Consider the following 20,035-nt stretch of genomic DNA (forward strand, 5'->3'; position numbering starts at 1 on the left):
TCGTGCGTCCCACCCCCTGGAACGTCCAGGACACCTTAGCGAGTGCCCGCAGGGTGTGGCCGGATAGTCTCGTAGCCATGACTGACGGCAAGCGCGCCCCGTGGGTGGTCGGGGTTTCCGGCGCGTCCGGGACGCCGTACGCGGCGGCGGTGATCCGCGGGCTGCTGGCGGCGGGGGAGAGTGTGGACCTGGTGGTGAGCCGGGCCTCGCGGCTGACCCTGCTGGACGAGACGGGCATCGCCTACCGGGACGCGCACTGGCGGGACGATCTCGCCGAGTGGCTGCAGCGCGGGGCGGACGGCAAGCCCGCCGCCTTCGCGCGGCCGGAACTGGACGGCGTACGGCACTGGGCGGCCGGGGACCTCGCCGCCGGGCCGAGCTCGGGCTCGTACCCCGTCAAGGGGATGCTGATCGTGCCGGCGTCCACGGCCTGTGTGGCGGGGGTGGCGCTCGGCCTGTCGAAGGACCTGCTGCAGCGGGCCGCGAGCGTGACGCTCAAGGAGCGGCGCCGTCTGGTGGTCGCGGTGCGGGAGACCCCGCTCAGCGGGCAGACGCTGAGGCATCTGGTGGCGCTGGACGAGGCGGGCGCGGTCGTGCTGCCCGCCTCTCCGGCGTTCTACGCGGGTGCGACGCACATCCAGGATCTGGTGGATTTCGTCGCGGGGCGGGTGCTGGATGCGGCAGGGGTGCCGCACACGCTGTACCGCCGGTGGGAGGGGCAGCTGGGAACCAGCCGCCCCCAGGAGGGAAGCGGTGACTAGCGCTTCCTGGCGCCCGGCTTGCGGGTCTTGTCGTTGCGGTGGGCGGCGGCGGGCTGGTCGGTGCGGGATCGGTTGGCCAGCTCCTGGAGCTGTCGCATGTGCGCGTAGGCCATCTCGATCGTGTACACGGTGAACCACTCCTGAAGCTCGTCAGATCGTCGTTGATCTGTTGACGGATTCACAGGGTGTCGCCCCTGTGTGCCTTAGATTCTATACGTAAACTTGCGGGATCGCCGAATAATGGAAGGCTCCAGGTATATGGACGCGGTGGATAGGCAGCTCATCCAGGCTCTCCGGGAAAACGGACGTGCCTCGTACGCGGAGCTGGGCCGGCTCGTGGGCCTCTCCGGCCCCAGCGTCACCGACCGGATCAACCGGCTGGAGACGGCCGGCGTCATCACGGGCTACCGCGCGACCGTGGACGCGGCTTCGCTCGGCCTCGGCGTCACGGCGCTCATCGGCATCTCCCTCTCCGACGCCGCGGACCACGAGGACGTGGCCCGGCGGCTGCGCGACCTCGCGGAGATCGAGGACTGCTGGTTCATCGCCGGTGACGACTCCTTCATGCTGAAGGTGCGGGCCAGCGACGTGGACGGCCTGGAGAAGATCATCCGCAAGCTCTCCGGCACCAAGGGCGTCTCCCGCACCCGCACCACCATCGTGCTCTCCACGAAGTGGGAGAACCGGGTCGGGGACCTGCCCGAGGAACGCTGAGAGTACGGTTGCGGGGACACAGGGCGTCAGGACACAGAGGAGGCGACCAGCCGATGGACGCTGGGCTCAAGCGTGAGCTGGAGGAGAAGGTCCGCTCCGGCGAGCGGCTGACCCGTGAGGACGGTATCGCCCTCTACGAGTCGGACGACCTGGCCTGGCTCGGCGGCCTCGCCCACGAGGTGCGGACGCGCAAGAACGGTGACGTCGTCCACTTCAACGTCAACCGCCACCTCAACATGACGAACGTGTGCACCGCGTCGTGCGCCTACTGCTCGTTCCAGCGCAAGCCGGGCGAGAAGGACGCGTACACGATGCGCATCGAGGAGGCCGTGCGCCTGGCCAAGGCCATGGAGAACGAGAACCTCACCGAGCTGCACATCGTCAACGGCCTGCACCCGAGCCTGCCGTGGCGCTACTACCCGCGCTCGCTCTCCGCACTGAAGGAGGCGCTGCCGAACGTCTCGCTCAAGGCGTTCACGGCGACCGAGATCCACCACTTCGAGACGATCTCCGGGATGTCGGCCTCCGACATCCTGGACGAGCTGATCGAGGCCGGTCTGGAGTCGCTGACCGGCGGCGGGGCGGAGATCTTCGACTGGGAGGTCCGCCGGCACATCGTCGACCACCGCACCCACTGGGAGGACTGGTCGCGCATCCACCGGCTCGCGCACGAGAAGGGTCTGAAGACCCCGTCGACCATGCTCTACGGGCACATCGAGGAGCCGCGCCACCGCGTGGACCATGTGCTGCGGCTGCGCGAGCTCCAGGACGAGACCGGCGGCTTCCAGGTCTTCATCCCGCTGCGGTACCAGCACGACTTCGTGGACATGCAGGACGGGAAGGTCCGCAACAGGCTCCAGGCGCGGACGACGATGGCGACCGGCGCCGAGGCCCTGAAGACCTTCGCGGTCTCGCGGCTGCTGTTCGACAACGTGCCGCACGTCAAGGTGTTCTGGGTGATGCACGGTGTGCAGACCGCCCAGCTCGCGCTCCAGCACGGCGCGGACGACATGGACGGCTCGGTCGTCGAGTACAAGATCACGCACGACGCGGACAACTACGGCACCCCGAACAAGCTGGGCCGCGAAGACCTGCTGGAGCTGATCCGCGAGGCCGGCTTCCGCCCGGTCGAGCGCAACACGCGCTACGAGGTCATCCGCGAGTACCCGGGCCCCGACGCGGCGCTGCGCGAGACCCCGCAGGCGATGCGCGTCTGAGCCGGCCGCTCCGTTTCTCCGACGGCAGGCCCCGGTCCCTGGTGGACCGGGGCCTGCTGCGTTTCTCCGTTGCCCACCCCGGCTGGTAATGGGTACTCTGCCGAAATGGCCATTACCTTCACCTTCGATCCGGTCGTCGACCCCGCCCTGCGCGACGGCATCGCGGAGTTGTGGACCGATGTCTCCAACGCCGGCGGCGCCGTCGGGTTCGTGCCGCCCGTCACCGTGGACGACATCCGCCCCGAACTGGTCAAGCACCTCGTCGCGATGGCCGAAGGGCGCCACCGCCTCCTCGTCGGCCGCGACGGCGGCGGCCGGGTCGTCGCCTGCGCCGTCCTCGCCTTCAACACGCACCGGCTCCAGACGCACTGGGTCTGGGCGTACACGGTGATGGTCAGCCCCGAGCTCCAAGGCCGGGGCGTCGGGCGCGCCCTGATGGACGCCCTCGCCGAGGCCGCGCGCTCGCTCGACGGCATCGAGGCGATCCGGCTCGGCTGCCGCGGCGGGCTCGGGCTGGAGCACTTCTACGCCTCCTGCGGCTACAAGGAGGTCGGCCGCGTCCCGGACGCCATCCGGGTGGCCCCGGGCGACGACCGCGACGACATCACGATGCTGCTGCCCCTGCACTGAGCTGCGCGGCGACCCCCGCCCACCCCCCGCCGGGCCGCGACGGCGGCCCGGCGTGCTTCACTGGACGGGCACGTGACGACGTAGGACGACGAGAAAGAAGGGGTCACCGTGTCCCTCAAGCCGAGCGCGACGATCCGCTACACCGCGATGCGCCTGGGCGTCTTCGTCGGATGCCTCGTCCTGGTCGCCCTGCTGGTCCGCCTGGGCTTGGTGCCCGCGGGGCTGGGCGATGCCAACTTCGCGTGGGTCGTGCTGCTCGCCCTGGTGATCTCCGCGCCGCTGTCCTTCGTACTGCTGCGCAAGCAGCGCGACGAGATGTCCGAGCAGATCGCCGGACGCGTCGCGGACGCGAAGTCGAAGCTCGCCGCCAACCGCTCCCAGGAGGACGCGGCCGACGACGCCGCCCGCGCCTGAGCGCCGCCGGCCCCCGTTAGCTTCCTCACACACCGAACTGCCCCGGTGCCGGGTTCACCACCCGTGATGCCGGGGCTTTCGCATGTTCCCAGGGATCCGGGCCCCCGGGGGCGGGGCCGGCCCGCCGCTGGCTCAAAGTACGCCTTTGAGGTTCTCAAAGCGAAAGTGTTAGCGTGTTCAACATGTTGACCACAGTTGCGCACCCCATGGCCACGGGCGTCCCGCTCGTGGAGCGCCTGCACGTCGACCTCTGCCGCCGCGTGTCCGCGGCCTGTTGTGGCTGTCGCTGAACCCACGCCCACACCCTTTTCTCTTTTCCTCTGTTTCCCCCGGAGAGTGTCCGTGTCCGCGACCCCTCAGGCCCCGGTCCCCACGCCGGCGTCCGCCCCCGAGCCCGCGCCCGCCAAGGCCTCGTTCAAGTTCCCCTTCTGGGCCCAGATCGTCACCGGTCTCGCGCTCGGCGTCCTGTTCGGTTGGATCGCACGCAGTCAGGACGTCAGCTGGCTCGCCACCACCCTGGAGCAGATCGGTGACATCTTCGTCCAGCTCCTGAAGCTGGCCGTCGCCCCGCTGGTCTTCTTCGCGATCCTGGTGTCGATCACCAACCTGCGGAAGGTCAACAACGCCGCCAGGCTCGCCTCCCGCACCCTCCTCTGGTTCATGATCACCTCGCTGATCGCCGTCGGCATCGGCCTCGCGATCGGCCTGCTGACCAACCCGGGCGCCGGCACCGGCCTCACCCCGCAGGACGGCAAGCTGCCCAAGCGCACGGGCTCGTGGCTCGACTTCCTGACCGGCATCGTGCCGAAGGACATCGTCACGCCGTTCACCGAGCTGAACGTGCTCCAGATCGTCTTCCTCGCCGCCGTCGCCGGTATCGCCGCCCTCCAGCTCGGCAGCAAGGCGCAGCCCGTGCTGAACGTCGCCGAATCCGTCCTGGAGCTGCTGCAGAAGGCCCTGTGGTGGGTCATCCGCCTCGCCCCGATCGGCACCGTCGGCCTGATCGGCACCGCCATCGCCTCGTACGGCTGGGAACTCATCGGCAAGTACGCCACCTTCACCGCGGACGTCTACGTCGGCTCGGCGCTCGTGATGTTCGGTGTCTACCCGCTGCTGCTCGCGACGGTCGCCAAGGTCAACCCGATCCAGTTCTTCAAGGGCGCCTGGCCGGCGATCCAGCTGGCCTTCGTCTCCCGCTCCTCGGTCGGCACCATGCCGGTCACCCAGAAGGTCACCGAGCGCCTCGGCGTCCCGAAGGAGTACGCCTCCTTCGCCGTTCCGTTCGGCGCCACGACGAAGATGGACGGCTGCGCCGCGATCTACCCGGCGCTCGCCGCGATCTTCATCGCGCAGATCTTCGACGTGCAGCTGACGATCACCGACTACCTGCTGATCGCCTTCGTCTCGGTGGTCGGCTCGGCCGCCACGGCCGGCCTGACGGGCGCCACCGTCATGCTGACGCTGACCCTGTCGACGCTGGGCCTGCCCCTGGAGGGTGTCGGCCTGCTGATGGCGATCGACCCGATCCTGGACATGATGCGCACCGCCACCAACGTCGCCGGCCAGGCCCTGGTCCCGGTCGTGGTCGCGGCCCGCGAGGGAATCCTGGACAAGAAGGCCTACGAGGCCGCCTCGTCCTCCCCCCTGGAGGACCGCACCCCGGTACCCGTGGCCGCCTGACCGCCTGACGGCCCCGTACCCGCCGCAGCCCCCGCCCCCGTCCGGGCGGGGGCTGCGGTGTGTGGGTCAGTCCACGCCGCTCAGATAGATGCGGCTGTTCTGGCCGTCGACGCTCGCCACCGAGATCTTGAGCCAGTTCAGATCGCCCTTGCAGGGGGCGCAGATCTGGCCCTCGCGGACATGGCCCAGCAGATCCGGCGCGGGCAGCCCCAGGTGCGTGAAGGGGGCCGTCGCGTCCGAGTCGAACGTCAAGGGCTGCTCCCGCAGGCGCAGGGGCGCCTCGGGCTTCAGCCCCGCGACGAAGCCGTCCACCTCGGCGGTGGGCAGCACGAACGCCAGGATCAGGCTGTCGTCCTGGAGCCCGTTCAGATGGGCGGCCTTGGCCTCGGTCGCCGTCGCCGGCACCTGCACCTGCAGGGTCTTCGCGACGGACTCCACGGTGGCTCCGTCCACCCAGTAGGTCACGCCGCGGGTCTCGCGGGTTCCGCTGCCGGCGGACGACCCCGAGCATCCGGCCGTCATGACGAGGAGCGCAGCCGCGCCCGCGACGACCGCCGCACACCGCTTCCGTCGTTGCAGACCCCTCACCGTGCGTCCCCGTTCCGGCCGATGTCCGTCCGCGTCCCGTCCCGGCCCGGATCCTTCGGTTCGGGCCAGGAGCCCCCGGAGCTGAGGTCGTGGTGCTGCACGGAGCTGCTGCCTCTCATGTCGAACTCCTGCGCCAACCCCGTCCGGTGCAGACGGGCCATGTCGGCGTCGGTCACCGTGGTCGGGCCGATGGGAGTCACCTTGCCGGGGTCCCAGTTGTAGCGGTCCCAGACGTTGACCTGGTAGTCGATGCTGACCTGCGGCTTGCCGTCCGGGCCCGGAACCGCCGTGACCACACCGGTCTGGTTCGTCATGGCGCTGCCCACGGCCAGGTACCAGTTGTTCGTACCGTCCGGCCCCTTCTCGTGGGTGTAGCCCATCCCGGCCGTCTCCACCGGGATGGCGACGGGCTTTCCGCCCGACTTCTCGAAGGCCTCCAGCGCTTGGCGGCGCCATTCCTCCTGCTGTTCGGTGCGAACCTTCGACGTCCGCTGATTGAGGACCTGGTCGTCCTCGTCGTTCAGCATCCGGTCGACATCCAGGTCGAGGGGAAGGCCCGAGCCGTTCAGGTAGTGGTCCATGTGCCGGGCGGCGTCCGTCTTGCCCATGAAGTCACCCGTGTTGGAGATCCCGTTCGCCTGGAGCTCCTTCCAATAGTCCTTGGCGCCGGCGGACTCGGAGTCGTACGCCCCCGCGCCCTTGTCCGCGGACACCTGCTTGACCGACGGCGCCAGCAGGCCCGCCGCCAGCAGGTCGTCCTTGTGCTGCGTCCACAGCTGCGCCCGCGACTCGGGGCTGAGCGACTGCCACAGCCGCCGCAGCTCCTTGCGCTGCTTGTCGTTGGCGTCCTCGCCGAGACCGGCCAGTTTCACGGCCCGGGGCAGCATCTCCCCGTCGAGCGAGGTGTACGTCGCGTGGCCCGGGTTGGTGGGGTCACCGCCGTGGCTCGCGCGCAGCGCCCGTACCGCGGCGGCGTCGACTTCGGAGGCGTGGGTCACCACGTCGGCGAGGGTGTCCGCGTACCAGCGCATCAGGTCCTTCTGCCTCTGGTTTGGCCCCTCCACCGTGCACATCAAGGGTTCCACGACCACCGTTCCCCCGTCCTTGCCCACCCTCACGAAGAACCCGTTCTCCCTGGCGTCGTCGGCCAGGCCCTTCGCCCGCTGCTGGAGGCTCTTCAGCTCGGTGTGGGCGTCGTCGAGGACGCTGAAGATGCTCTTCGCCTCCGCGTGGAGGTCCTCGAACTCCTTCACCGTCTTTCCCGTGAAGTCGCGGGTCACTCCGGCGTTGACCCCTTCCCAGCGGGCCTTCTCCGCCTTCGCCTTCAGGCCGTCGCGGGCCTCCCCGCCGAGGCGCTCCAGATCTCCGGCCATGCGCTTCCAGTCCGCGACCGCAGTTCCCAGCTTGCCGAGATCGACTTCGATGAGCTCGGTGTAGTTCATTCCGCGCTGCCCCTACTTGAAGTACTCGGTGAGACGCGACACCGGCACGGCGGAGCCGTCCCGGTTCCGGAGGGAAGCCGCGATCGCGGCATCGTCTTCGGCGTGCGCCTTCTTCGAGTAGTCCAGATGGTTCGATATGTGCGCGCAGGCCTGTAGAACCGTCTGGACCTGCGAGGTCCACACCGAGACCGTCGTCTCCAGCTCGCCTCCGAGGGCGAATTTGCTCGCTTTCAACGTTGCGGCGGCCTGCATCGTGGAACCGGCCCCCTCCTTGTTCGACCCGGCGCCGGCGATGTCGGCCTGCTTCTGCAACTTGCCGTGCAGCAGGAAGGCCTCGTGGCCCACGTCACCGAGGTCGTCCTGGTGCGCGACGAGATCGGCCTGACCGCTGCCACCCCCCGGGCCGCCGGGCAGCTGGTTGAGCCGCATCGACACCTGCCGTTGGGCGGCCACCTCGGCCTTCGCGCTCTCCCACTCATTCCATACCATCAGGTCATTTCACCACGGCCTTGCGACCGTACAACTGGGATACGGTCCTTGGCGGTTGGGCTTTCGACCAGGTCAGCCCAGTGTGGCCATACGCGTGTACGCGATCACGCCGAGGGCGAGCGGCAGGGCCGGCCACCACGGGCCCATGGTGCGGCGGATGCTCGGGACGAGGGTGATCAGCAGGCCGAGCACGCTCAGGCACAGGGAGATGAAACACATGGCGTCGATGCGCTCGTGGCCCCGGTCGTCCCAGTCGCCCTGGGGGCTCGCGAGGACGGCCGAGAAGACGGTGCCGGCGTTCAGCAGGTGGAGGATCCCGAGCGGAACGCCCAGGACCCACTGAAGACAACCCCGGTCCTCGGGCAGGTCGATGCTTTCGCGCCCGTACGTCATCGCATTGCGTCCTTCACCCTGCCGATGACGCAGTGGACGATCAAGCGGTTCCCGGGCCCCGAGCCGGCCGTATAGTCGGCTGCTGTTGTCCAAGAGGCGTACGGGGGAACGACAGTGACGGTAGGAGAGATACGCGCGGCAGCACGGATCATCGGGCGGCGCAACGCACTGCGCTACCTGGCGATCGGCGTGGGCGCGTCACTGCTCGCGGCATGCGGTCCGGGCAAGGACCAGGCCGCCACGCCACCGTCCGGCTCCGGGGGAGCCCCCGGCCCCTCCGGGTCCCCCACCACCGGTGGGCCCTCCGGCGCCACAGCCACCGCGACCGCGTCGACCGGGGCGGCGTCCACCGAAGCCTCGGAGCCCGCCACCTCGGGCCTGGCCGCCCGGGCCTTCGACGCCTTCGTCAAGGGCAAGTGGAACCTGGAGTCCACCACCCCGAACGGCAAGACCGTGAAGGGGACGGCCACGGTCATGGCGGACGGCGGCGGGAACGGCGGCTTCACCATCACCTGGACCGGCGGCGGCTCCCCGGTCACCTGGTCCGGCGGCTGGCTGCTGCGCGGCGGCCACCTCAACCTCGACGTGTACGACGCCCCCGGCGGCGTGCAGCGGCTGACCGGCGGCGAGGCCCTCACCGTGCCCAAGGAGGCGGGGGAGGGCCTGTCGCTCACCTTCCCGTGGAAGCCGCCGGGCGCCAGGGACACGAGCGAGGGTGAAGTGCTGAAGGTGACCTACCGCAACAACGTGCTGCGCATCGTCCACAGCGAGAACGGGCACAGCGAGTCGGTCCACGTCTGCACCCGCGCCTGACGGCCGATCGGGATGTCTGCGCGGGGGCGTTGACGAGCCCGTTCAGCTACCGGACGCGTGGGCCACGAACCCGGCCCAGGCCTGCGGCGCGAAGGCGAGCTGCGGGCCCTCGGTGTCCTTGGAGTCGCGGACGTGAACGGCGGCGGGGGTGGTGGCCACCTCGACGCAGGAGTCGCCCTCGCTGCCACTGCTGTAGCTGCTCTTGAACCAGTCCAGCTCGGGATTGTCGATCATGTCTCTCCCAGCAGTTCCTTGATGAAGTCCCGTGACTCACGGGGCGTGAGAGCCTCAGCCCGGATGATGCCATAGCGCAGTTCAAGGATCCGGAGCTGCTTCGGATCGGAAACGGCGCGACCATTGAACGCCCCTTCAGAGCGCCCCACGCCGGTGCCGTCATCGAACTTCAGGATCTCGATCCCGCCGTCCATCCCGGCGTGCGCTTCACGGTCATTCGGCATTACCTGGATTGACACGTTGCGCAACGCAGCCACCTCCAGGAGCCGTTCGAGCTGTCGGCGCCACACCATTGTGCCTCCGATGGGACGGCGCAGCGCCGATGCCTCGTGTACGAAGCTGAGTGCAGGGGCGGGTGCCCGGTCGAAGATCGATTGGCGGGCGAGGCGCGCGGCGATGTAGCGCTCCACTTCGTCCTGCGGGTAGGTCGGCTGTCGCATCTCGAAAAGAGCCCTGGCGTGCTCCGGTGTTTGGAGCAGGCCGTGGATGGCATGGGTGCTGTACACGCCGATCTCGACGGCGCGGCCCTCCAGCTTCGCCAGGTCGCGTACCTTCTTCGGGTAGCGGACCTGCTCCAGGTCGCCCTTCATCGCGGCGATCTTGCCGCCCGCGCCGAGCACCTCGTCCGCCCTGTCCAGGTACTCGGGGCGGGGGATGCGCTTGCCCGCCTCGACCTTGCGGACCTGGTCCTCCCCGTATCCGATCGCCGTACCGAAGTCCGCGGCCCGCATCCCCGCCGACTCCCGCCAGGCCCGCAGCTGGCGGCCGAGCGCGGACAGGACCGCGGCTCCCTGTTCGTCCTCGGGATCGATGTCCCAGCCGGGCTCTTCCGTACCGTCACTGTCCACGCCCACGCGCGCCCACCTCCGACGAGCCGATGTCCTCAACGCCCCGTACCCGGACGGCCGGTCCGGACAGCCACGACAGCGCCGGACAACCACCGGACAAACGCGGGACGTACGGGCCGCGGCGCTTCTCACGTTACGCACGGGCGGCCACGCTGAGTGACGTGATCTCTCAACTCGTCGACTTTCACGTCCAGCTCTCCGCCACCCCCCGCGGCGCCCGGCTCGCCCGCCTGCTCACGGTGGAACAACTGCGTGGCTGGGGACTCCCTCTGGCGGCGCCCGCGCACATCGTGGCCGAGCTCGCCGCCAACGCCGTGACCCACGGGCGCGTCCCGGGGCGGGACTTCCGGCTGGCGCTCACCGTCACCTCGGGCACGCTGCGCATCGAGGTGACGGACGCCCGGGGAGACCGAATCCCGCAGATCCGCGACTCGGGGCGGGGGCTCGTCCTGGTCGAAGCATTTGCGGACCGTTGGGGCGTCAGGGAAGGGCCGGCTCCGTGCAAGGTGGTGTGGGCGGACGTCTCCCTCACGGCCGGGTCGCGGGGCGCCGCGATCCGGCGTGCCTAGACGCATAAAGAGCCAAAGAACCGGGGGAAAGAACCAACCAACCCAACCCAACCGGCCCGCGTCGCTCGGTCGGGTGAACCGTGCCAACTCAGCTGGATTTCTGGCCGGTTGGCGGGCATATGCTCGCCCCGACAACCGCAGACATGAGACGGCCCCCGGCGGGACTGGCATCCCGGCCGAGGGCCTGACCAACCAGGAAGCAGCATCTTCCCAATGGCTCTTGAGCACACTAGCGCGCCCTCGCGTTCCTCGTCCCGCGTTCCCGCCGGGACCCCCCGATCCGGTGTCATCCACGTCAACACGAGGCACGCCCGTCACTTCACCGTGGTCGGCAACCACCTGCTCCAGCACCCCGACCTGTCGGCGACGGCCATCGGGGTCGCGGCGTACATCCAGTCGCTGCCCGACGGTGCCCCGGTCGGCATCAAGGCGCTCACCGAGCGGTTCCGGGAGGGGGAGATCCGGATCGGTTCCGCCCTCCGGGAGCTGGAGGCGCACGGGTATCTGGAGCGGCGACGCGTACGGCTGGACACGGGGCAGGTGGTGACCCGTACGTACTCGTACAACAACCCGGGGGCCCCCGCCGGGCCCCCGCCCCCACCGCCCTCCCCGCCCCCACAGGAGCCGCAGGAGCCGGACCCGGAGCCGGGCCCGGGCCCGGAGCCGCGGCCGCAGCCCGAGCCGCCTGCGGCGGGGCCGGTCGATCCCCGAGCAGCGGGCGTCCTTGCCGGCCTGCGCGGCCGTGACCCGCGGCTGCTGCTGTCCGAGCGGGACGTACGGAGGCTCGCGCCTGCCCTGTCGCTCTGGCTGGAGCGCGGGGCCGATCCCGAGGCCGTCGGGGTGGCGCTGTCGGCGAACCTCCCCGAGCACCTCCGCCACCCCGCATCGGTCCTCGCGTACCGCCTGGCCGCCCTGCTCCCGCCGCACCTGCCCAAGGCGCCCTCCAAGCCGGAGGTCAGACGGCCGGACCCGTTCCAGACCTGCGACGGCTGCGACCGTGCCTTCCGCGCCCCCGAACCGGGCCGCTGCCGGGACTGCCCTCCCGACGCGGCGGTCGCGGCCTGACCGCTTCCCGCGTGGAGGCGTATGGGCGGCGGGTGGAGGAGTCGTGCGTGCGGCGGTCAGGGCCTGTCGAGAGGGTGGTCAGGGCGATGACTCGTCCGTAGATTACCGGCGGTAACGCCGGAGTCGAGCCGAGGAGAGCGCCGTGGAAGCCCTGCCGGAGCCGGTCCAGCCCGTGATCACCGCCGTCGACGGGGTCGTGCGGGAGGTGGAGGTCCCCGCGCTGGTCGGGGTGCCGGGAAGCGGGTCGCTCGGGGACATCCCGTTCCTGAACGCCCGGGAGGCGCCGCGGGAGGCGGTGCTCGCCCGGAAGGAGCGGGACGGCAGCTGGCGGGACGTCACCGCCGCCGAGTTCGCGGCCGAGGTGATGGCCGTCGCCAAAGGCCTGATCGCGGAGGGGCTGCGCGAGGGGGACCGCCTCGCGATCATGGCCCGTACGACGTACGAGTGGACCCTGCTGGACTTCGCCGGCTGGGCGGCCGGGCTGGTCACCGTACCCGTCTACCCGACCTCCTCCGCGCTCCAGGCCCGCTGGATCATCCAGGACTCCGGCGCCGTCGCCTGTGCCGTCGAGGACACCGCGCAGGCGCGCATCATCAGCGCCGAACGGACCCAGCTGCCGTGGCTGGCGCACCTGTGGGAGTTCGACACCGGGGCGCTGGCCCGGCTGGTCAAGGCCGGGGAGCACCTGCCGGACGCCGTCGTGCACGCGCGCCGGGCCCTGCGTACGCCCGAGTCCGTCGCCACGCTCATCTACACCTCCGGGACCACCGGACGGCCCAAGGGCTGCGTGATCACCCACGGCAACTTCTTCGCCGAGGTCGACAATTCCGTGGAACTGCTCCATCCCGTCTTCAAGTCGGTGAGCAGGGAGCCCGCGTCGACCCTGCTGTTCCTGCCGCTGTCGCACGTCTTCGGCCGGATGGTGGCCGTCGGCTGCCTGCGGGCGCGGGTGAAGCTCGGACACGCGCCGAGCATCCGTACCGAGGACCTCCTCGCGGACCTGGCCGGATTCCAGCCGACGTTCCTGCTGGCCATCCCGTACGTCCTGGAGAAGGTCTACAACACCGCGCGAGCCACCGCCGAACGGATGGGCCGCGCCGCGTCCTTCGACCGGGCGGCGCGGATCGCGCAGCGGTACGGGGAGGCGGCCGTGGAGGGCAGGGCCGCGGGGATCATCCTCGGGGCGGCGCGGGCCCTGTACGAGCCGCTGGTCTACCGCCGGATCCGGGCGGCGCTGGGCGGCCGCGTGCGGTACATCCTGAGCGGCGGCTCCCCCCTGGGGCGGCGGCTCGCGGCCTTCTACACCGGGTCGGGCGTCGAGGTCTTCGAGGGGTACGGGCTCACCGAGACCACCGGCGCCAGCACGGTCACGCCGCCGCTGAAACCGAAGCTCGGGACGGTGGGGTGGCCACTGCCGGGTACGGCGGTACGGATCGCGGAGGACGGGGAGGTGCTGCTGCGGGGCCGGCACGTGTTCACGGGGTACTGGAACTCGGCCCAGACGGTCCAGGCCGGTGACGGGTGGTTCGCGACGGGGGACATCGGCGAGCTGGACGGGGAGGGATACCTGACGATCACCGGCCGCAAGAAGGACCTGATCATCACCTCCGGCGGCAAGAACGTGGCCCCGGCCCCGCTGGAGGACTGCCTGCGGGCTCATCCGCTGGTCGGACAGTGCATGGTCGTCGGCGACAACCGGCCCTACGTCACGGCGCTGATCACCCTGGAGCCGGAGGGGCTGGCGCACTGGCGGCAGATGCGGAAGAAGACCGGCGTGCCCATGAGGGAGCTGGTGGCGGACGAGGAACTGCGGGCCGAGCTCCAGCGGGCGGTGGACGAGGCGAACCGGCTGGTGTCCCGGGCGGAGTCGATCCGGCGGTTCGCGGTGGTGGCGGGGGAGTTCACGGAGGTGCGGGGGCACTTGACGCCGTCGCTGAAGCTTCGGAGGGGCGTGGTGGCGCGGGACTACGCGCACGAGATCGAGGCGATGTACCGGACGCCGCCGTCCGGGAACGGGTAGGCCCGCCGGCGGAGGGGGGCGGGTGTCGCCCTGGGTTGCTTCGCCGTGCAGGGGGGCCCGGGGGCGCCTAGGGTGGGGGCCGATGGGTCCGGGGGGTTGCCCTAGGAGGGTGGCGTGCCCCAGTCCCAGTCCGGTTTTCTTCGTGCCCGTGCCCGTGCCCGTGCCCGTGGGCGTGCCCGTGTCCCGGCCCCGGCCCGTGGGCGTTCGCGGGCCCGGATCGGTGTCGTCGTCGGCGGTGGTGTCGCGCTGCTGGCCGCCTCCCTGGGCGTGGCGCACGACCCCCGGCCCGGTATCCGATGGGGCGAGTGCCCCCAGACGGCCGTGCCCGCCGGGATGCGGTGCGGGACCCTCGACGTGCCGCTGGACCACACCCGTCCGGGGAAGGGTGTCGTGCGGGTGGCCGTCGCCAAGCTGCCCGCCACCGGGCGCCCCGACCGGCGGCTCGGCTCGCTGCTGCTGAACTTCGGCGGCCCCGGCGCCCCCGGCATCGCCGGGCTCGCCGCCGACCCCGCCGCCTTCGCCGCCCTCGGCGAGCGCTACGACCTCGTCGCCTTCGACCCCCGCGGGGTCGGCCGCAGCGAGCCCGTCAGCTGCGGCGGCTCCCAGCAGACCGACCCCGCCTCCGACAAGGACGCCGCCGCGCGGCTGGCCGCCCTGCGCGCCGTCGTCCGGCGCTGCGAGCTCGCCTCCGGCCCCGTCCTGCCGTACATCGGCACGGTGAACGTCTCCCGCGACCTGGACCGCATCCGCCAGGCCCTCGGCGAGGCCAAGCTCAACTACCTCGGCTTCTCGTACGGGACCCGCCTCGGCGTGGTGTACGCCGCCCAGTTCCCGCGCACCACCGGCCGGATGGTCCTCGACGGCGTCGACACCCTCACCGAACCGCTGGTCGAGCGGGCGCTCGTCACCGCGCGGGGCCGGCAGCAGGCCCTGGACGACTTCCTCGCCTGGTGCGCCCGGCGGAAGGACTGCGTCTACGGCGCCGACCCCCGCACCGCCCAGGAGAAGGTCGGTGCGCTCGTCAGCCGGCTCGACGCCGAACCGCTCGTCGGCGAGGACGGCTCGTACTTCACCGGCCAGGACGCCGTCTCCTCCCTCGCCACCGCGCTGGACGCGAAGCAGACGTGGCCGGCTCTCGCCGCGGGCCTCGCCCTCGTGGAACGGGAGCGCGAACCGGGCGGCCTGCTCCGGCTCGGCGGCCCGACGCAGCCGCCGCGCGGGCGGAGCGGCGCCGCGGCCCCCGCACCGCCTGCACCTCCCGTACCTCCCGTGCCCGCCGACAACGGCGCGGCCGCACTGACCGCCGTCAACTGCGCCGACGACCCCGACCACAGCCGGGACGAGGCCGGTGCCGCGGCCCTCGCGCAGGAGATCGACGGGCTGGAGGAGGACTTCCGCCGGGCCTCGCAGGTCTTCGGGCCGCAGCAGCTGGCGGCCGTGCTCTCCTGCTACGGCCGCCCCGCAGGCACCGACTTCCTCCGCAGGATCGACCAGCCGGCCGGGCTACCGCGCATGCTGCTCGTCGGCACGCGCGCGGACCCGGCGACCCCGTACCGCTGGACGCAGGAGACGGCGCGGCGCCTCGGCGGCCCGGCGGTGGTCCTGGACCACCACGGCGCCGGCCGCACCGGCTACTCCGCCTCGCGCTGCGTACGGGAGCACGTGACCCGCTTCCTGGTCGACGGCCGCCTCCCGGCCGGTCGCAGCTCCTGCCCCGCCGGCTCGTAACCTCCGCTTTCTTACGGGCAGTTGGCGTGCGTGGCGCGTCCCGCGAAGCGGTCGGCCAGCCAGTTCCCGACCGCGAGGGAGTGCGTGATCACGCCGCTGACGTGCTCGCCGACCCAGATCGTGTCCCACTCCACGTTCGCGCCTTTCGCACACCACTCGGAGCGCAGCTGCCGGCCGACGGCGTACGGGATGAGCTCGTCGCCGAGCGCGTGGTACTGGAGCACCGGCGCGGCCGGGGCCGTCCGCCCGAGCCTGCTCTGGTTCAGGCGGGCCTGCCAGTCCGGCTGGTCGAGCGGATTGCGGGTGGTGAGGTCGGAGATCCGCTTGAACGATCCGGCGATGGCGTCGATGGCCACGCAGCCTTCCCTCATCCCGCCGACCAGCGCCTTGCCCGCCGGGTTGAGGTACGAGTCCAGCTTCAGCTCGGGGAAGGCCGCGTCCTGCCCGGCGGCCGCCATGAAGATGAGCCCCGACCCGTAGGAGCCGTTGTTGAAGTCGGCCACCTCCATCAGGTCGGCCGGGACCCCGCCCGTCGCCGTGCCCTTCACCTTCAGCTCCGGGGCGTACGAGCCCTGCAGCTCGGCGGCCCAGCTGCCGGCCTGGCCGCCCTGGGAGTAGCCCATGATGCCCACCGGGGTGTCGGCGGGGAGGCCCGCCTCGGGCAGCCGGGTCGCCGCGCGCGCCGCGTCGAGCATGGCGTGGCCGGCGGAGGGGCCGACGGTGTAGGTGTGGACGCCCGGAGTGCCCAGGCCCTCGTAGTCGGTGACGACCACGGCCCAGCCGCGCAGGGTGAGCTGCTGGATCAGGTTGGCCTCCATGGCGGTGCCGTGGGGGAGGTTGTTGCTCGGCGCGCAGGAGTCGCCCATGCCGACCGTGCCGACGGCGTACGTGACGAGGGGACGCGGGCCGGTGCGGCCGTCCTGGGGGACGATCACGGTGCCGGAGACCACGTTCGGGGCACCGTCCGCGGTGGTGGAGCGGTAGTGGATCTTCCAGGCCTTGGTGGCGGTGGGCTGGCCTGGCAGCGGGTGGAAGGCGGAGGGCGCGACGGCGACGAGGTCACCGGGGCGGCCGGCCTCCGCGGCCGGCTCCGCCGCGGCGGCGGTGACCGGCACCGAGGCCGTCAGGGCCAGGGCGGCCACGGCGGCGAGGCTGCTGCGGCGCGGACGCGGGGGGATTCGAAAACGCATGGCGGCTCTCCCAACGGTTCGATCCGTGCGGGGTGGGTGAGGAGAAGGTAGTGACCGACCGGTCGGAACGTCGCTGACCGCGCAGCTCAGCTTTCCTGACGGGATCTCGCACCCCACCCGGCACGCGCGCGCCGCCGACGGCCGCCCGAGACGGGACCTCAGTCCCCCGAGACGGGACCTCAGCCGCCCGAAGCGATCCGGTACGCCCCCGGCGTCGTCCCCGTCCACCGGCGGAACGCCCGGTGGAAGGCGGTGTCCTCCGAGAAGCCGAGCCGCGCCGCCAGCTCCGCGATCGGCTCACCGCCCTCCGCCAGCCCCGCGATGGCCGCATCCCGCCGCACGTGGTCCTTCAACTGCTGGAACGAGGTCCCCTCCTGCTGCAGCCGCCGCCGCAGCGTCGCCGGGGACACCGCCAGCCGCGCCGCCACCTCCCCGAGCGCCGGCAGCCGCGGCGAGCCGCGCAACTGCCGGGCCAGCGCCCGCCGCACCTGCTCCGAGACCGTCGTCCCGTACTCCGGCCGCGACAGCAGGTCGAAGGGGGCCCGGCGCAGCATCGCATCCAGCGCCGCCTCGTCCCGTACGAGCGGCGCGGCCAGCCAGTGCGCCTCGAAGACCGCGCCCGTCCGGCCCTCCCCGAAACGGACCGGGCAGTCGAAGAGGACCGCGTACTCGTCGCGGTGCGGCGGCGGCGGATAGGAGAAGCCGGCGGACACGAGCGGAATCCGGCGCCCGACCAGCCAACTGCTCAACCGGTGGAAGATGGCGAGCACGCACTCGGTCAAGAACCGCTCCTCGTCCCGCGCGAAGTCGTTGCGCACGGTGAAGCGGGCCTCGGCGCCGTCGACTTCGAGCTCCAGCTCCGGCCCGCCCGGAAACAGACCGTAGAACGCCGCCGCCCGCTCCACGGCCGCACCGAGATCCCGGCAGCCGAGCGAGGCGTGGCACATCATCGCGAAGGTGCCGGGCCGGCTCGGCACGGAGGACAGGCCGAGGAATTCGTCCTGCGTGCTCCGGTACAGCGCCCGGAACAGCCGGGCGAACTGCGCCGACGTGACCCGGGCCCGGTCGTCACCGAGCAGCAGCGGCGGGATCTGCGCCTCCTGGAGCAGCGGCACGGTGTCGATGCCGCTGCGCGCCGCCCCGGCCAGCACGGCGCGCACATGGTGCACGGTGACCGTCCGCCTCCCCATGCCTTCGACGGTAGCCCCAATGAGCGCCGGGGTCAGCGGGGGTGACGCTTCCGGTCATGCCGGGGGCCGTCCGGCGGTGGCTAGCGTCAAAGGTCACCGATCCAGGAGGGGTGCGCGATGAACGGTCGGCCGAGCACGTTGGCGGTCTTCACCCAGTGGACCGAGGAGCGGTACGGCCAGGAGACCGCACTGCGGTTCCGAGGGCGGCACGGCGGGTGGGAGACCCGTACGTACGCGGAACTGGGGGCGGCGGTACGGCAGACCGGGCGCGCCCTGCTCGGCCTGGGAGTCGCGGCCGGCGAGCGGGTGGCGGTCCTGGCCGAGACCCGGCCGGCCTGGACGTACACCCACTTCGCGATCCTGGCGGCGGGGGCGGTCCTCGTACCGGTCTACCCGACGGCGGGGGAGGAGGAGCTCGCCTGGGTCCTGGCGGACTCCGAGGCGGTGGCCGTGGTCTGCGACGACGCGGCCCAGGCCGCGCGGGTGGAGGCGCTGCGGGCGAAGCTGCCGGCGCTGCGCGCGGTCGTACGGATGGACGCGCTGCCGCGACTCGACCCGGCCCCGGAGCCCGAACTCCTCGCCCGGGCGGACGCCGTGGAGCCCGGCGCGGACGCCGCGATCGTCTACACCTCGGGCACGACGGGCCCGCCGAAGGGGTGCCGCCTCACCCACGCCAACCTGGGCGCCGTCCAGGACGCGACGCTCCCGCTGGTCCAGGGCGCCCCGGGCGACTCCACGTACCTCTACCTCCCCCTCGCGCACCTGCTGGCGCAGCTGATCCAGTTCACGACCCTGCTGGAGGGCGGTGAGCTGTGCTATTTCGGCGGCCGGATCGAGGAGGTGCTGTCGGAGCTCGCCGAGGCCCGGCCCACCCATCTGCCCTCGGTGCCACGGCTGTTCGAGAAGGTGCACGCGGTGGTGCTCTCCCTGGCGGAGGCGCAGGAGGGCGGCGCCGAGCGCTTCCGGGAGGCGGTGCGGCTCGGGCTGCTGGCGGCGGAGAACCGGCTGCCGGAGTCGGCCCGGGAGGCGTACCGGGAGGCGGAGACATCGCTGTACTCCCTGGTCCGCGGCGCGTTCGGAGGCCGGCTGACCTGGGCGCTGACCGGCGGAGCCCCGATCGCCCCCGCGACCCTGGACTTCCTGCGGGCCTGCGGGATCGCCGTCTACGAGGGCTACGGCATGACCGAGTCGGGCGGGGTGATCAGCCTCAACCACCCGCGCGCCGTCCGCCACGGCACGGTCGGCCGCCCGATCACGGGCTGCGAGGTGCGCATCGCGCAGGACGGGGAGGTCCTGGCCCGGGGGCCCATGATCTTCCCGGGCTACCACGCGAACCCCACCGCGACGGCGGAGGCACTGGACGCGGAGGGCTGGCTGCGCACGGGCGACCTGGGTGAACTGGACGAGGACGGCTACCTGCGGATCACCGGCCGGAAGAAGGAGCTGATCATCACCTCGGCGGGCAAGAACATCACGCCGACGGAGGTCGAGTTCGCCCTCCAGCGCTCCCGGTACGTCTCCCGGGCGGTCCTGATCGGCGACCACCGCCCCCACCCGGTCGCCCTGATCACCCTGGACGCGGAGGAGACCACGGCGTGGGCGAAGCGCGAGGGCCTGGCGCTGACCCCACGAGAGGCGGCGGCCCACCCGGCGCTCCGCGCCCTGATCGCGGAGGCGGTCACGGCGGCCAACGCCACGGTCTCCCGCCCGGCCCGCATCCGCGCCTTCCACATCCTGCCGGAGGACTTCACGGTGGAATCGGGCACCCTGACCCCCACCCTGAAACTCCGCCGCGGGGCGGTGGCGGAACGCTACGCGGCGGAGATCGAGGCGCTGTACGACTGAGGGGCGTGGGGCGTGGGGCGGGGGGGGGGCTTCGGGGGCCGGGATGCCCGCACCCGGCATCAGGGGAGGTCCGGGGGCGTCCCGTCAGTCCACTGTCCTTCCGTGTCGTGCCGGGCCGTCAAGGGCGCTCCTTCGTCGCGTCGCTTCGCGATGGCCTTCGGCCACCCTTGACTGCCCGGCCCGCCCCGGAAAGACAACAGACTGC

Annotated in this window: 21 protein-coding genes; 12 read left to right on the forward strand and 9 right to left on the reverse strand. The window is 71.8% G+C overall.

Annotated elements, in window-relative coordinates; genetic code table 11:
* Nucleotides 1-77: 77 nt before the first annotated feature.
* Nucleotides 78-761 carry a UbiX family flavin prenyltransferase gene (locus AB0B01_RS23100; RefSeq protein ID WP_361722161.1) on the forward strand — a complete coding sequence of 228 codons (684 nt, stop codon included), beginning with the start codon at nucleotides 78-80 and terminating at the stop codon, nucleotides 759-761.
* On the opposite strand, the gene AB0B01_RS23105 is transcribed toward AB0B01_RS23100, so the two are convergent.
* On the reverse strand, nucleotides 758-889 hold the full coding sequence (locus AB0B01_RS23105; protein ID WP_356851947.1) for a hypothetical protein: 132 nt from the start codon (nucleotides 887-889) through the stop codon (nucleotides 758-760). The two genes, AB0B01_RS23100 and AB0B01_RS23105, sit on opposite strands and share 4 nt — an antisense overlap.
* A gap of 130 nt (nucleotides 890-1,019) precedes the next feature.
* Between AB0B01_RS23105 and AB0B01_RS23110 the strand changes: the two genes are divergently transcribed.
* From AB0B01_RS23110 to AB0B01_RS23130, 5 genes are all read left to right on the forward strand, one after another.
* Nucleotides 1,020-1,475 (forward strand): Lrp/AsnC family transcriptional regulator, encoded by a 456-nt coding sequence (locus AB0B01_RS23110; protein WP_361722164.1) that lies wholly within the window; start codon nucleotides 1,020-1,022, stop codon nucleotides 1,473-1,475.
* Between the two features lie 53 nt (nucleotides 1,476-1,528).
* Nucleotides 1,529-2,692 (forward strand): aminofutalosine synthase MqnE, encoded by a 1,164-nt coding sequence (mqnE, locus tag AB0B01_RS23115; protein WP_356851950.1) that lies wholly within the window; start codon nucleotides 1,529-1,531, stop codon nucleotides 2,690-2,692.
* Nucleotides 2,693-2,797: 105 nt separating this feature from the next.
* Nucleotides 2,798-3,322, forward strand: coding sequence for a GNAT family N-acetyltransferase (locus AB0B01_RS23120; RefSeq protein WP_361722167.1), 525 nt, complete (start codon nucleotides 2,798-2,800; stop codon nucleotides 3,320-3,322).
* A 108-nt stretch (nucleotides 3,323-3,430) separates the two neighbouring features.
* Nucleotides 3,431-3,736: a DUF4229 domain-containing protein gene (locus AB0B01_RS23125; RefSeq protein WP_361722170.1), complete on the forward strand. Its 306-nt coding sequence runs from the start codon at nucleotides 3,431-3,433 to the stop codon at nucleotides 3,734-3,736.
* Nucleotides 3,737-4,078: 342 nt separating this feature from the next.
* Nucleotides 4,079-5,416, forward strand: coding sequence for a dicarboxylate/amino acid:cation symporter (locus AB0B01_RS23130; RefSeq protein WP_361722173.1), 1,338 nt, complete (start codon nucleotides 4,079-4,081; stop codon nucleotides 5,414-5,416).
* Nucleotides 5,417-5,482: 66 nt separating this feature from the next.
* Here AB0B01_RS23130 and AB0B01_RS23135 read toward each other — a convergent pair whose 3' ends face one another.
* The 4 genes from AB0B01_RS23135 to AB0B01_RS23150 form a co-directional block, all read right to left on the reverse strand.
* Nucleotides 5,483-5,881: a hypothetical protein gene (locus tag AB0B01_RS23135; RefSeq protein ID WP_361722176.1), complete on the reverse strand. Its 399-nt coding sequence runs from the start codon at nucleotides 5,879-5,881 to the stop codon at nucleotides 5,483-5,485.
* Nucleotides 5,882-6,000: 119 nt separating this feature from the next.
* On the reverse strand, nucleotides 6,001-7,446 hold the full coding sequence (locus AB0B01_RS23140; protein WP_361722179.1) for a hypothetical protein: 1,446 nt from the start codon (nucleotides 7,444-7,446) through the stop codon (nucleotides 6,001-6,003).
* Between the two features lie 12 nt (nucleotides 7,447-7,458).
* Nucleotides 7,459-7,935, reverse strand: coding sequence for a hypothetical protein (locus AB0B01_RS23145; RefSeq protein ID WP_361722182.1), 477 nt, complete (start codon nucleotides 7,933-7,935; stop codon nucleotides 7,459-7,461).
* Between the two features lie 72 nt (nucleotides 7,936-8,007).
* The gene (locus tag AB0B01_RS23150; protein WP_361722185.1) at nucleotides 8,008-8,328 is read right to left on the reverse strand and encodes a hypothetical protein; all 321 of its coding nucleotides are present in this window, start codon (nucleotides 8,326-8,328) and stop codon (nucleotides 8,008-8,010) included.
* Between the two features lie 114 nt (nucleotides 8,329-8,442).
* Here AB0B01_RS23150 and AB0B01_RS23155 point away from each other — a divergent pair, with 114 nt between their 5' ends.
* Nucleotides 8,443-9,141: a hypothetical protein gene (locus AB0B01_RS23155; RefSeq protein WP_361722188.1), complete on the forward strand. Its 699-nt coding sequence runs from the start codon at nucleotides 8,443-8,445 to the stop codon at nucleotides 9,139-9,141.
* A 42-nt stretch (nucleotides 9,142-9,183) separates the two neighbouring features.
* Here AB0B01_RS23155 and AB0B01_RS23160 read toward each other — a convergent pair whose 3' ends face one another.
* Both AB0B01_RS23160 and AB0B01_RS23165 read right to left on the reverse strand, forming a co-directional pair.
* Nucleotides 9,184-9,375, reverse strand: a complete 192-nt coding sequence (locus AB0B01_RS23160) for a DUF397 domain-containing protein (RefSeq protein WP_361722191.1) — start codon at nucleotides 9,373-9,375, stop codon at nucleotides 9,184-9,186.
* The gene (locus AB0B01_RS23165; protein WP_361722194.1) at nucleotides 9,372-10,229 is read right to left on the reverse strand and encodes a helix-turn-helix transcriptional regulator; all 858 of its coding nucleotides are present in this window, start codon (nucleotides 10,227-10,229) and stop codon (nucleotides 9,372-9,374) included. Before AB0B01_RS23165 ends, AB0B01_RS23160 begins: the two co-directional genes overlap by 4 nt.
* A gap of 155 nt (nucleotides 10,230-10,384) precedes the next feature.
* On the opposite strand from AB0B01_RS23165, the gene AB0B01_RS23170 reads away from it, so the two are divergent.
* The 4 genes from AB0B01_RS23170 (at nucleotide 10,385) to AB0B01_RS23185 (ending at nucleotide 15,605) form a co-directional block, all read left to right on the forward strand.
* Nucleotides 10,385-10,792 (forward strand): ATP-binding protein, encoded by a 408-nt coding sequence (locus AB0B01_RS23170; RefSeq protein WP_361722197.1) that lies wholly within the window; start codon nucleotides 10,385-10,387, stop codon nucleotides 10,790-10,792.
* 213 nt (nucleotides 10,793-11,005) lie between these two features.
* A complete protein-coding gene (locus tag AB0B01_RS23175) occupies nucleotides 11,006-11,857 on the forward strand; it encodes a helix-turn-helix domain-containing protein (RefSeq protein WP_361722200.1) in 852 nt (283 codons plus the stop codon).
* Nucleotides 11,858-12,053: 196 nt separating this feature from the next.
* On the forward strand, nucleotides 12,054-13,877 hold the full coding sequence (locus tag AB0B01_RS23180) for an AMP-dependent synthetase/ligase (protein WP_361722219.1): 1,824 nt from the start codon (nucleotides 12,054-12,056) through the stop codon (nucleotides 13,875-13,877).
* Between the two features lie 114 nt (nucleotides 13,878-13,991).
* Nucleotides 13,992-15,605: an alpha/beta hydrolase gene (locus AB0B01_RS23185; protein ID WP_361722203.1), complete on the forward strand. Its 1,614-nt coding sequence runs from the start codon at nucleotides 13,992-13,994 to the stop codon at nucleotides 15,603-15,605.
* Nucleotides 15,606-15,616: 11 nt separating this feature from the next.
* Here the strand turns inward: AB0B01_RS23185 and AB0B01_RS23190 are convergent, their stop codons facing one another.
* Together AB0B01_RS23190 and AB0B01_RS23195 are read right to left on the reverse strand one after the other, a co-directional pair.
* On the reverse strand, nucleotides 15,617-16,795 hold the full coding sequence (locus tag AB0B01_RS23190; protein WP_361722206.1) for a lipase family protein: 1,179 nt from the start codon (nucleotides 16,793-16,795) through the stop codon (nucleotides 15,617-15,619).
* Between the two features lie 179 nt (nucleotides 16,796-16,974).
* Nucleotides 16,975-17,985 carry an AraC family transcriptional regulator gene (locus tag AB0B01_RS23195; RefSeq protein WP_361722209.1) on the reverse strand — a complete coding sequence of 337 codons (1,011 nt, stop codon included), beginning with the start codon at nucleotides 17,983-17,985 and terminating at the stop codon, nucleotides 16,975-16,977.
* A gap of 117 nt (nucleotides 17,986-18,102) precedes the next feature.
* Between AB0B01_RS23195 and AB0B01_RS23200 the strand changes: the two genes are divergently transcribed.
* Nucleotides 18,103-19,830 (forward strand): AMP-dependent synthetase/ligase, encoded by a 1,728-nt coding sequence (locus tag AB0B01_RS23200; protein WP_361722212.1) that lies wholly within the window; start codon nucleotides 18,103-18,105, stop codon nucleotides 19,828-19,830.
* Nucleotides 19,831-20,035 lie beyond the last annotated feature (205 nt).

This window comes from Streptomyces sp. NPDC044571, assembly GCF_040647115.1.
Taxonomy (GTDB): domain Bacteria; phylum Actinomycetota; class Actinomycetes; order Streptomycetales; family Streptomycetaceae; genus Streptomyces.

Bases quoted from the DNA above. Each gene is read 5' to 3' on its own strand.
- AB0B01_RS23100 (WP_361722161.1), top strand. From the start codon at position 78: ATGACTGACGGCAAGCGCGCCCCGTGGGTGGTCGGGGTTTCCGGCGCG.
- AB0B01_RS23150 (WP_361722185.1), bottom strand. From the start codon at position 8,328: ATGACGTACGGGCGCGAAAGCATCGACCTGCCCGAGGACCGGGGTTGT.
- AB0B01_RS23175 (WP_361722200.1), top strand. From the start codon at position 11,006: ATGGCTCTTGAGCACACTAGCGCGCCCTCGCGTTCCTCGTCCCGCGTT.
- AB0B01_RS23140 (WP_361722179.1), bottom strand. From the start codon at position 7,446: ATGAACTACACCGAGCTCATCGAAGTCGATCTCGGCAAGCTGGGAACT.
- AB0B01_RS23110 (WP_361722164.1), top strand. From the start codon at position 1,020: ATGGACGCGGTGGATAGGCAGCTCATCCAGGCTCTCCGGGAAAACGGA.
- AB0B01_RS23120 (WP_361722167.1), top strand. From the start codon at position 2,798: ATGGCCATTACCTTCACCTTCGATCCGGTCGTCGACCCCGCCCTGCGC.
- AB0B01_RS23145 (WP_361722182.1), bottom strand. From the start codon at position 7,935: ATGGTATGGAATGAGTGGGAGAGCGCGAAGGCCGAGGTGGCCGCCCAA.
- AB0B01_RS23200 (WP_361722212.1), top strand. From the start codon at position 18,103: ATGAACGGTCGGCCGAGCACGTTGGCGGTCTTCACCCAGTGGACCGAG.
- AB0B01_RS23195 (WP_361722209.1), bottom strand. From the start codon at position 17,985: ATGGGGAGGCGGACGGTCACCGTGCACCATGTGCGCGCCGTGCTGGCC.
- mqnE (WP_356851950.1), top strand. From the start codon at position 1,529: ATGGACGCTGGGCTCAAGCGTGAGCTGGAGGAGAAGGTCCGCTCCGGC.
- AB0B01_RS23190 (WP_361722206.1), bottom strand. From the start codon at position 16,795: ATGCGTTTTCGAATCCCCCCGCGTCCGCGCCGCAGCAGCCTCGCCGCC.
- AB0B01_RS23160 (WP_361722191.1), bottom strand. From the start codon at position 9,375: ATGATCGACAATCCCGAGCTGGACTGGTTCAAGAGCAGCTACAGCAGT.